Genomic DNA, 12,712 nt, shown 5'->3' on the forward strand with positions numbered 1-12,712 from the left:
ATGAGGAGACATTCCGGTGTGGTGGGTTTAATGGGGGTTGTTATAGTCGCTGCCTTTTCCGGTAGTGTGAATGGACAAAGCAAACCTAATGATCGAATTACAACACAACCGTATAAGATATTAAAGGGAACGATCAGCAGGAAAGACTATCAACGATATATCGAAGCGCCTTTTGTATTGCCTAAAGGTGTAAAAAGGCTGACAGTGGAATTTTCATACAACAAAAAAGAGGATCGTACCACTGTTGACCTGGGTTTGCTGGACCCTCAGGGTTTCCGCGGATGGAGTGGCGGGGCGAGGAAAGGATTTACAATCAGCAGGGAAGAAGCGACCCCAGGATATTTTTCCGGACCGCTTCCTTCCGGAACATGGAAGCTATTATTGGGAATTCCCAATATACGTACCGGCGTTATTGCGGAATATGAAGCAAAGGTGTTCATCGATACCATCACTAAGATCACGGAATTTTATGATAGGCCTATCTGTGCTCAGCCCGGATGGTATCGTGGAGATCTCCACATGCATAGCGGAAACAGTGATGGCAAATGCGTTTCGCAAGAGGGTGATGAAGTTCCCACTCCCGTTTATCGGGTAGCAGCCGCAGCTGTAAATAAAGGGTTGGATTTTATAGCCCTGACAGACCACAATACGAGAGCGCAATCCGAAGCTTTACGCGAACTGGAACCTGCTTTCAATAAAATATTGTTTGTGCCGGGGCAGGAAATTACTACATTCTTTGGCCATGCCAACGTATTTGGATTGATAGATTTCCTTGACTTTCGGATGACGCAACCTTCGTATGCGCAAGCGAAGAAATGGATGGATGTGGCCAATCGCTCCGGTGGTATCATATCCATCAACCATCCAGGTGTTCCTTCCGGGGAGAACTGCATGGGCTGTGGTTGGCAGATAGATCATATTCCTAATAAAGTGATCACGGCTGTTGAACTCATCAATGGCGGTTCACTGACTTATGGGGCAGAATCGTTTATCCAGGGTTGGAATTTATGGCACAAGATGTTGAAAGAGGGGCAACAGGTAACTGCCATAGGAGGTAGTGACGATCACCATGCGGGAGAAAAAAAAGGAGCTCCCGGCACTATTGGAAACCCCACTACGGTCGTATATATGAAAGAACTATCCGTAAAAGGGATGTTGGACGGCATACGCAGTGGCCGGGTCTTTATCGATATCGACGGTAAGAAAGATCATTTTCTGGACTTATCAGCGAGGACTAATGCTAATGAAGCGTATATGGGAAACATCCTGGAAATAAAGCCTTTTGATAGCGTATACCTGACAGCTGAAGTTGCGGGTGTTCCGAATGGCAAGGTCGAATTCATCTTAGATGGAGAATTGAATCCAGATCTTGCGCGAACGATACCTTCCGATCAGAAAAGAATATCCGTTTCATGGAAAGCAGGTAAAGGAAACCATTTCATCTATGCAAAAGTCAGTGAAGCAAACGGGAAACTGGTTATGGTAAGTAATCCTGTTTATATCAAAGCTGTATCGTTGCAGCAATAGTGTTGTTTACAATTAATTTCTGTATCGTAATCTTCGCTTAACATTCATTTTTGTTTGCGGGTATAATTTTGCGCTCATCTAAAACACGCTGCAATGAATAACTATGCCCTGAAAGCGAGACTGCTTTTTATTTTTTCTATTGGATGGTTGCTGGTAAATGCACAAACGAATACCTCTATCAACGGTTTTATAAGAGCTTCCAAAGGCAGCTTTTTGCCTGGCGCTGTCATTAGTATTAAGAACGAATCAACCGGCTTTGTATACAAAGGTATCTCCAACCTGAAAGGATTTTACCAGGTCATCGACCTGCCGCTGGGTGGTCCCTACACCATTACCGCGTCTTATACCGGATATGGGACGATGCAAAAATCTGGTTATACCATAGCGATCGGTGAGAACCTAAAAGCCGATTTTGAACTGTCAGACCAGGTAACCGAACTGAAAGAAGTAGTGATTACATCCAGAAAAGATATTTACAGCAAAGTGTCACCGGTAGGAACGGCCAAAAAACTGGGTACCCAGGAGATCAAAGTGATACCGGCGAATAGTCGCAATTTCCAGGACCTTGCCAACATATCACCGCTGACAGGAGTGTCACCGGCTAATAATCCCAGTCTGAGTATCGGCGGTACCCGGGAAAGTTCTACAGGCATTACATTGGATGGTATGAACCAACGCTTCATGATGAATGGCGGGTTGCTGCCCATTTTCACCATATCTATTGAAGCCATCAAAGAATACGAAGTATCTACCAACAACTATGATGTGTTGCAGGGGCGTCAGGGTGGCGGCGCCATCAACGTGATCAGTAAATCGGGTACCAATAACTTTACCGGTTCTGCCTTCTTTTACAACCGAAGCAATAGACTTACCGCCGCCAATGATTACCTGGGCAGAACACTGAAAGATTTTAATATCAACCAGTATGGTTTTTCACTGGGTGGCCCCATCATCAAAAATAAGTTGCATTTTTTCACTGCTTTCGATTTCGAGAGCAAGAGTCAGCCTATTTCAGTGCTGGATGTGCATGACCTGACAACAGAAAAAGCAGAAGGCATTTCTGCTGCCAATCTTCAACGATTCCTGAATATTCTGAATACCAAATATGGTCTCCCCAATCCTGCTGACCAGGTTGGATTGTATTTATTCAAGCCCATCAGCCGGACTTTTTTTGGCCGCCTGGATTATAAACTGAATGACCGCAATACATTAACGCTGAGAACAAACTATTCGTCGCAGGAGAGTGAGTTCTCGCCTTATGCCTATCCTGATAATACGGCAGTGAAAGAATCATATGGTTCACACCTGATCAAATTGTTTTCTACACAATTATCATTGAAAACAAAATTGACTGATAAGCTGACCAATGATTTCAAAATACAATACCTGAAAGCGCAGCGGGATTTTATTCCTTATTCCAATTTGCCAAGAGGCTTTGTAAATATCGCTTCCACACTACAGGACGGTACCAAGGTAACCAAGGCTTTCCAATTCGGGGGAAACCGGATTGCACCGGAAAAGCAGGGTGAACAGCAATTGCAGTTTGTAGAGAACCTGAACCTGCAAACCGGCAAGTTTCATTTTACTTTCGGAACGGATAACCTGATCACTTTCACTCATACGCTGAATACCAATGAGCAGGGAGGCCTGTTCCAGTTTTCCAGCCTTGACGATCTGGACAACCTCAAACCCAACGCTTATACCCGACTGGTTCCCTTGAATCCTTCCAACGGATATGCGCAATACCTGAACCAGACGGCCCTTGATTTAGCTGCATACGGACAGATTGATTACCGGATGAATTCCAGGATGAATATCACAGGTGGCCTTCGCTGGGATGCCACTGTGTTTACTTCGAAGCCCGGATATAACCCGCTTGTGTTTCAGGTATTGGGTAAACGGACGGATAAAGTAGCGCAGGACTTTACCAATATCCAGCCACGCATACAATTCACGTATGACCTGAAAGGCGACCAGACCTCAGTGCTCCAGGTCGGATCGGGGCTCTTTTCTGCCAATATTGTGCACTGGGCACAGTTGAGCAATATCCTGCAATCCGGTTTGAACCTGTCCAATGTGGTGTATCCTGCCAATAATCTTCCTGTACCTAATTACCCTTCTTACAGGAATGACATCAATACAGTTCCGGGTGTGCCTGCCAACAGCGGTCCCATCCCCGCTTATATTAATTTGATCGGCGATGATTTCCATGCTCCCATGACCTGGAAGAACAACATATCTTTCAAACAGTTTTTCAATAAAACTTTTTATGCGGGCATCAATCTTTATCATGCTTATACCTATCACAATTACCGGTATGTTGACCTGAACCTGCGCGCTGCTCCTGATTTCAGACTGGCCAATGAAGGAAACAGAGGTGTGTTTGCAACAGCCGATAAAGTAGCCGTGGCGAATCCTGCTAACCCGAAGGTGATCAGTTACCCGATCGCCTATAAAGATGTGGTCGCACATCCTGAGTTTGGCCGCGTGCTCGAATTGAATGGCGATTCCCATATCTGGCAAATGGGTGCCGTACTGGAAGCAGGCGTTATACTGCCTTCCAATGGTATGATCAGCGCATCTTATACCCTCAACAAAACGGAAGATGATAATTCTTATAACTGTTGTATTGCTCGTACTACTTACAGCAGTGGTAACATCGCAGATGATCCGAGAAGCCTGGCCGTGAATCGCGGTGGAGCTAATACTGACTTCAGGAATAAAGTAGTGGTTACAGGTATTTCTCCGGAAGTGTTTGGCTTCCAGTTGGGATTGAAATATGTAGGAATTTCCGGTAATCCCTGGACACCTGTGATATTGGGAGATATTACAGGCGATGCTTCCAGTCTTACCATCAACAACAATAAAAGAGCATTTATTTTTGACCCGGCTGTGATCAATGCCAACCCCAACGCCACTCCTTTTGAAAAGCAGTTGGCTACGGATTTGCTAACCCTCATGAATAACCCGGCGAATACAGCCGGTAAATACCTGAAAGATCATCTTGGACAAATGGCGTCACGAAATGAAATGCATAACCCGTTCTGGAGTAATATTGATATCAGTTTGTCCTATACATTGAGTAAGAAACTGATTCCCGCCCTGAAAAACAACAAGCTGATTTTTCAGGCACAGGTATTCAATTTTGCCAACCTGCTGGATAAAAATGCCGGAAAAAGAAATATAGTATCAGGCACCAACCAGCAGTTGTTCAGGACATTAGGTCTGGACCCGGTTGCCAAGGCACAGGGAAGAATACAATACGCCTACCAGGTAAACCCCAGTTTTGGACAGTTAATACCCGCGAACGACCGTTACCAGGTGCAATTGGGTATACGCTATGAATTCCGGTAATAGTATTTAATAAGCATCTGACATCCAGGGACAGAGGTATCAAAACCGAGGCCCTTACGAATGAATGACTTGAAGGACAATCTTAAGCAAGATTGTCCTTTTTCATTGATAATAGCCCATGGACAAGAAAATAAGTGTACAAAATACCTTTATAGTCCCAATCCCCTATATTTGTTTTGCGATGCCTATGCTTTGGCGCACCAAAGCCATGTTTTATCTGGAACGTTCCGAAAAGTAAACCGCTCTATAGTCATGATGAAGCTTAACAAGATATTACACTTGGTATTGCCCTGCTTACTGTGCTGGACAATTGCAAGCGGACAACTGAACAAAACATGGATAGTGGATACCGATAAGCCTGTTGCAGCAATACAATCTACGATGTGGGGTGTATTCTTTGAAGACATCAACTTTGGCGCCGATGGCGGTATCTATGCAGAATTGGTTAAAAACCGTTCTTTCGAATTTTCCAGCCCATTGATGGGTTGGACAGTTAAACAAAAGAAATTCAGGGAAGGTACTGTAGTAGTACAAAACAGGCAGGATGCTCATACTGCAAACCCCAGGTATATTTCTGTGAATGTTCAACAGGCGGCCAAAGGCGATCTTGTATTGATCAACGATGGTTTCAGGGGCATGGGTGTGAAAAAAGATATGCGATATTTCTTTTCGCTTTTGTATAACCAACCTGTTACTGCACAAATCCATCTCCATGTTTCACTGATCGATTCAACGGGAAATGTTTTAGGTGATACGATCTTCATCCCCGCCCTCAAAGATGGCAACTGGCATAAGCAATCGGCAAGCTTTTTATCGCATGCTACCTGCCCTAAAGCGAAATTGAGCATTGATTTTGTGGGTGACGGCTATATAGGACTGGATATGGTTTCTCTTTTTCCTTCCGATACATGGAAGGGAAGGCCTGGAGGTATGCGCGCAGATATGGTACAAATGCTGGCAGATCTAAAACCTGGCTTTATCCGTTTTCCCGGCGGATGTATTGTAGAAGGGCGGGACCTCAACAACAGGTATCAATGGAAAAAAACAATTGGTCCGGTCGAAGAACGGCAATTGATCATGAACAGGTGGAATGTTGAGTTCGCACACAGATCCGCCCCCGATTATTTTCAAACTTTCGGGTTGGGCTTTTATGAATATTTTCAGTTGGCAGAAGATATCGGCGCTTCCCCGTTGCCCATTCTCAATTGTGGAATGGCTTGCCAGTTCAATAGTGCAGAAGTGGCCGATATGCACCAGTTAGATGCTTATGTGCAGGATGCGCTGGATTTGATCGAGTTTGCCAATGGCGATACTACCACTACCTGGGGTAAAGTGAGGGCATCCATGGGCCATCCTGCTTCCTTCCATTTAAAAATGATGGGCATTGGGAATGAAAATTGGGGACCTCAATACCTGGAGCGGTTGGATGTCTTCACAAAAGCCATCAAAAACAAATATCCATATATCAAACTGGTAAACAGTTCGGGCACGGATCCGGAAGGAGAAAGATTCGATTTCCTGAATACAGCTTTAAGAAAAAGAAATGCCGACCTGATCGATGAACATTATTATCGCCGCCCCGAATGGTTCTTCGCCAATACCGGCCGTTATGATCATTACCCGAGAAATGGAAGCAAAGTATTCGCCGGAGAATATGCGGCACATGTAAACAATGCAACGGGACCGCAAGGTAAAAGCAACTGGCTGGCTGCATTGGCAGAAGCAGCGTTCATGACTGGTATGGAACGCAATGCCGATGTGGTACAAATGGCTTCTTATGCACCGCTGTTTGCGCATGCAGAAGGCTGGCAATGGGCGCCGGACCTTATCTGGACCAACAACTTAAGCATCTATGGCACACCCAGTTATTATGTGCAAAAGTTGTTTTCAAACAACAAAGGCAGCAAGCTCCTCTCTATCAATTCCTCTATAGGAGGAACTCAAGAGTCCGATAGCTTGTATGCATCTGCTGTGATGGACACTGTTTCCGGAGAGTTGATCCTCAAAATGGTCAATGCATCTGCCCGGAAGCAGGACTGCAATTTTATTATACAGGGCATTGGAAAATGCAAAGACGGTAAATTGACCGTATTGCAAAGTGGTGATTTAAAAACAACGAATTCATTTGAACAACCATTCAACCTGTCGCCCAAAGAATCAATAATATCCTTACAAAAAAAGGGTTTACAATATACAGCGCCTCCGTATTCGCTCAGTGTGATGCGAATAAAATATACACGGGGAAGCTGACTGTTATAAACTTGTTTTATGCATTGGGTTATACATGAAACAATCGATCAACGCCAATGAAGCATTGCTGGCTTGTTGAATCATTTCGCTGATAGATAACTATATTTATTGCCTCAGAGAAGATAAGCTGAACAATATTGACCTCACCATAGAACCAGTTTCTTCATGCGCCTATTACTTGCTGCATTCATATTATGCCTGTGCTATGAGCCTGGGCAAGCCAGGCAGACAGATACACTTGTTATAAAGGTCGATCTTCAAAAGACATTTCAGACAATAGAAAATTTCGGCGCTTCAGATGCTTGGTCATGCCAGTTTGTTGGCAATTGGCCGGAGGCTGCTAAAAATAAGATGGCCGATTGGCTGTTCAGCATGGATACGCTTGATAACGGCAACCCTAAAGGAATTGGGTTAAGCTTATGGCGTTTCAATTTTGGCGCGGGCAGCAGGGAGCAGGGAGATAGTAGCGGCATACGGGACGAATGGCGTAGGGCTTCTTCTTTTCTGGGGAAAAATGGTGCGTACAACTGGCAACAGCAAAAAACACAACTATGGTTTCTGCACGCAGCGAAACAAAGGGGTGTGCAATCGTTCCTGGGCTTTTTCAATAGTCCGCCTGTTCAATTTACCCGGAATAAAAAAGCTTTTGCAGATAAAGGTGTTTGTAATATTGCTCCTGATCAATATCAAGCTTTTGCAGTGTATGCAACTGAAACGTTGAAGCATATCAAACAACAGGAAGGCATAACATTCAACTACCTGAGCCCGGTCAATGAACCACAATGGGACTGGAGCGATGGGGGACAGGAAGGCAGCCCGTATACCAATCATGAGATCGGCAACCTGGTCAAAACATTCGATACTGTTTTAAAGGAAAGCAGGTTGTCAACCAAACTGATCATCCCCGAATCGGGGCAGCTTCAATACCTGCTCAACAGCCGCGACCGCATACTGAAAAACAACCAAGTCGAAGCCTTCTTCAATGATTCGTCGGCCGGTTTTGTTGGTGGTTTGCCAGCAGTGGAACGGGTGGTGGCTTCCCACAGTTATTTTACCAGCTCCCCGTATGCAACGGCCATACACATCAGAGACAACATTTCACGGAAAGTTGCAGAAATTAAAGGTTTGCGCTATTGGCAAACAGAGTATTCCGTGTTGGGAGATAATGCAGGAGAGATCAATGGCCGGGGAAGAGACACGGGCATAACTACTGCTTTATATGTAGCGAAAGTCATTCATGCAGACCTGGTGGCTGGAAATGCCGCAGCCTGGCAATGGTGGTTGGCTATTTCACCTTATGATTACAAAGACGGGCTTATTTATATCGATAAAAACAAAGCGGCTGGTCGTTATTACGACAGCAAAACGTTGTGGGTACTTGGTAATTACAGCAGGTTTGTAAGACCCGGGATGCTGCGGGTTGCAGTAGGTATACCCGGGGCAGATAGTTTATTGGTATCTGCTTATAAAGACAGGGCAAACCATCGATTGGTATTTGTAATCATCAATACTACTGCCAAAGAACAAAAATTACGCTTTATAGACCAACACGATCGTTCAATTTTTACAAAACAGGAGTGGATAACTTATACTACCAGCACCTCCCTGCGGCTTGAAAAAAAGAGATATCCCAGTGAAAGTGTTATCCATATATTGCCAGGCAGTATTGTAACGCTTGAATCAAGCTACATGCAGACTGATTAACACCGCTCATCAAGATTAATAGCGCAGCTTTTTTTTTCACTGTAGATTTAAAGAAAAAACATGAACACTTCAAAGATCGCGGCGAAACTCGCTGAACTCTGCCGCCAGGGACAATTTGAAACCGCTCAAAAAGAATTGTATGCGAATGATGCCATCAGCATAGAGCCTCATGCCACGCCCGCATTTGAAAAGGAAACGCATGGACTGGATGCCATCATCAAAAAAGGGCACAAATTCGAATCCATGGTGGAACAAATGCATAGTCTTACCGTATCGGAACCGCTGGTTGCAGGGAATTCTTTCGCAGTGATCATGAGCATGGACATCACTATGAAAGGACATGATCGCATGAATATGAGCGAACTCTGTGTATATGAAGTCAATAAAGAAGGAAGGATTGTATCGGAAAGATTCCTTATGTAGGTTGTGTAGGATATATTAAGGCTTAAATCTTGTATTTCAAAATTTATCTATGCAAACGTTTCCGGACGTTTTTGCATTCTTTTCCTGTGCAAAATGCAATTGTTAAAGATAGGTTAGTGTAATTTGATGGTCTACATACGTAACGAAACGTATGGTGAACTGCCAATTAACCAATTCTAAAACGATTGCACATGCCAAAACAACTCAGGTCAGTCCTGACCCGGTGGCTTGACTTCAGCTACCGCAAACTGAATCTACTGCTTATTTGCTTTACCCTGACAAGCGTCCAACTCAGCGCTGATGCTGCTGATTCCCATTTACATTACCTGCCGGTCCAGATCGGAACACTGAATGGTAAGGTAACCGACAGTAAAAATCAACCCCTGGAAGGTGTGAGTGTGACCATCAGAGGCACAAAAAAAGGGGTCACTACCAATGCACAGGGGGCGTTTGTGTTGAAGAATGTAGACGAACACGCTATCCTGGTATTCAGTTATACCGGGTTCGTTAACAAGGAAATACCACTCCGTGGGAATGCAGGTAACCTGATAGTAATGATGGAGGAGCAGTCACTGCAATTAAATGATGTAGTGGTGATTGGTTATGGTACCCAAACTAAAAAAGACTTAACAGGTGCTGTAGCACAAGTGAAAGCTACACAATTAGAAAATGAAAATCCACGTTCGGTGCAGGACTTGCTCCGTGGAAATGCGCCCGGCCTGGATGTAGGATTTGATGCCAGTACTAAAGGAAGCAATGCAAGTCTTACTGTAAGAGGAAGGGGATCACTAACTGCACAGTCGCCTCCGGTAATTGTATTAGATGGAGTGATTTTCGGTGGAGGTATGGAAGATATCAATCCTAATGACATCGCTACCATCGACATCCTGAAAGATGCCAGCTCGGCTGCTGTATACGGAGCCCGCTCTGCTAATGGCGTGATTCTTATCACAACCAAAAGAGGCAGTAGCAAGAGCCATAAGCCCACCATTACTTTCAACGATAATATTGGCATCAATGTGCTGGAGCAAAAACCCCACCTGCTCGACGGTAATGAAATGATCAATTTCAGACAAGATTATGAAGCAGCCGCTAAATATTGGTTCCTGCCTGGTTTGGCACCTACTGTAGGTGGTGTCAAATTCGATACGGCTTCTACTCCTGGTATACAATATTATTATAAGGATCCACGCACCAATCCGGGTGGTTTGTCTACAGCACAATGGATGGGCCTGCGGCCGGGCAGTGCCGGAGATCCGGTGGTGGAATGGCTGAACAGGAATGAGTTCAAGCCTATAGAGATCAGTAATATCATGGCCGGTAAAATGCTTAACTGGGAAAACCTGATCTATAATAAAAACGCTTTGCAGCACGATCATACCGTGAGTATGTCGGGCAGGAAAGAAGATTTCAATTATTATCTATCGCTGGGCTATCTCAGCAACCAGGGATTGACCGTGGGAGATCAATACAAGGTTTTCAGGACCAGGGTGAACCTGGAGGGACAAGCCACTAAATTCCTGACAGTTGGATTGAACTTACAATATAGTAACAGGGATGAGAGCTCAGTACCTGTTTCCATGTCAGACGTGCAACAAACTACTCCATGGGGTTCATACTATGCAGATGATGGTGTTACACTTCGATTGAGTCCTAATGATGATCCGGGAAATAATACGCACCCATTTATGGAGCAGGCTTATACAGACCGGATGAAAAAGTTTGATAACTTTTTCGGTTCGGTATATGCAAAAGGAAAACTGCCATGGGGATTCTCTTACCAGGTGAATTTCACACCAAGACTGGAGAATTACCGGTTCTTTAATTTCCGTTCGCCGCTTAACCCTACCATTGCAGCAAGGAATGGCGTTGCTATCAGGCAAAGCCAAACAATTTATCAATGGCAGTTGGATAATGTGATCAAATGGTATCATCAATTTGGTAAACATACCTTCGATGCTACTTTCCTGATCAATGCTGAGAAATTCCAATCATGGGGCGACTCCACCAATGCAGAGAACTTTTCGCCTAACTCCAACCTGAGCTATCATAACCTGGGTGGAGCTGCTATTTTAAATACCGTTACCAAAGACGAGTATGCTACAGGTGATGCCCTGATGGGACGACTCGCGTATAATTACGATCAGCGTTATTTCTTAACGGGTACTGTTAGAAGGGATGGATATTCTGCATTTGGACAACAGAACCCAAGGGCTACTTTTTATTCATTTGGTGCATCATGGGCATTGAGTCAAGAGCGATTCATGCGCCGGTTTGATAAATGGCTGGATTACGCGAAACTGAGGGTCTCTTACGGAGAGAATGGTAACCGTGAAATAGGCCGCTATGCTTCGATAGCACAACTCAATGCCAGCAAATATGTATACATAACTCCTTCCGGAACTGTATATGATGTGGCAACGTTATCTACCGGCAATATGGCCAACTCCAATTTGAAATGGGAGCGGAACGCTTCTGTCAATCTGGGTATTGATTATTCCATTCTTCGTGGAAGGATCAGCGGTTCTTTTGATTATTACCAGCGAAACACCAAGGATTTGCTGGTAAGCCGTTCGCTGCCCAGTGTAACCGGGTTTAGCAATGTAATTTCTAACCTGGGTGAAGTACAGAACACCGGTTTTGAAATGAGTGTGAGTTCGCTCAACCTCGATCGAAGGAATTTTACCTGGAGAAGTACGTTCAGTTTCTGGCTCAACAGGAATAAGATCGTACACCTGTATGGTCCTGTTCCGGTTGTAGATGCAAGTGGTAAGACTACTTATGTAGAGAAAGACGATCTCAAAAACGGCTGGTATATCGGCAAAGACATCAATACCGTATATGATTACAGGATATTGGGTGTTTGGCAGGTAGCCGATGCGGCAACTGCTGCTTCTTATGGATACAAGCCCGGTGATTTCAGGTTGCAGGACACCAATGGTGATGGTAAGTACACTATAGACGATAAGCAATTTATTGGCTCTACAACACCTGACTTTTCATGGAACCTTCGAAACGAATTCAGGGTCTTCCGCAACTTTGATGTTTCGTTGACACTGTACTCAAAGATTGGGCAGCTTTCTCAGTTAAATGAAGCTAAGAACGTTGATAAGTTCTATAACAGGTCTAACTTCTACCTGCGTCCTTACTGGACCCCTACCAATCCTATCAACGATTATGCAGCGATCAACTCCAATGCAGCTGGTGCTGTTTCATGGAATGTGTACAGGAAGTCTTCCTTCATAAGGATCAGTAACGTGAGCGTTGCGTATAGCTTGCCATCTGAACTGGCCCACAGGTATAAAATGGAAGCCGTGAAAATGTATCTTAATGTAGTGAACCCCTATGTATACTCTTCCTGGAATTATTTTGATCCGGAAAACAAGGGCATCACTCCCATCACATTCAATTTCGGCCTAAATGTTACCCTGTAGACTCATTAAATCATTAGAAG

The 12,712-nt window shown here is 44.4% G+C and carries 6 protein-coding genes; all 6 read left to right on the forward strand.

From position 1 onward, the window contains the following. The 6 genes from SEDOR53_RS0108170 (at nucleotide 1) to SEDOR53_RS0108195 (ending at nucleotide 12,692) form a co-directional block, all read left to right on the forward strand. Nucleotides 1–1,527: a CehA/McbA family metallohydrolase gene (locus SEDOR53_RS0108170; protein WP_051416551.1), complete on the forward strand. Its 1,527-nt coding sequence runs from the start codon at nucleotides 1–3 to the stop codon at nucleotides 1,525–1,527. Between the two features lie 93 nt (nucleotides 1,528–1,620). Next, complete coding sequence (locus tag SEDOR53_RS0108175; RefSeq protein WP_026769291.1) at nucleotides 1,621–4,881, forward strand: carboxypeptidase regulatory-like domain-containing protein; 3,261 nt, start codon at nucleotides 1,621–1,623, stop codon at nucleotides 4,879–4,881. A 252-nt stretch (nucleotides 4,882–5,133) separates the two neighbouring features. Next, on the forward strand, nucleotides 5,134–7,131 hold the full coding sequence (locus SEDOR53_RS0108180) for an alpha-L-arabinofuranosidase C-terminal domain-containing protein (RefSeq protein WP_232214740.1): 1,998 nt from the start codon (nucleotides 5,134–5,136) through the stop codon (nucleotides 7,129–7,131). Nucleotides 7,132–7,296: 165 nt separating this feature from the next. Continuing rightward, nucleotides 7,297–8,835, forward strand: a complete 1,539-nt coding sequence (locus SEDOR53_RS17480) for a glycoside hydrolase (RefSeq protein WP_051416552.1) — start codon at nucleotides 7,297–7,299, stop codon at nucleotides 8,833–8,835. Nucleotides 8,836–8,895: 60 nt separating this feature from the next. Then, on the forward strand, nucleotides 8,896–9,258 hold the full coding sequence (locus SEDOR53_RS0108190) for a SnoaL-like domain-containing protein (RefSeq protein WP_026769293.1): 363 nt from the start codon (nucleotides 8,896–8,898) through the stop codon (nucleotides 9,256–9,258). A gap of 191 nt (nucleotides 9,259–9,449) precedes the next feature. Then, a complete protein-coding gene (locus tag SEDOR53_RS0108195) occupies nucleotides 9,450–12,692 on the forward strand; it encodes a SusC/RagA family TonB-linked outer membrane protein (RefSeq protein WP_051416553.1) in 3,243 nt (1,080 codons plus the stop codon). Nucleotides 12,693–12,712: the final 20 nt, after the last annotated feature.

This window comes from Asinibacterium sp. OR53 (assembly GCF_000515315.1).
Classification (GTDB): Bacteria; Bacteroidota; Bacteroidia; order Chitinophagales; family Chitinophagaceae; genus Sediminibacterium.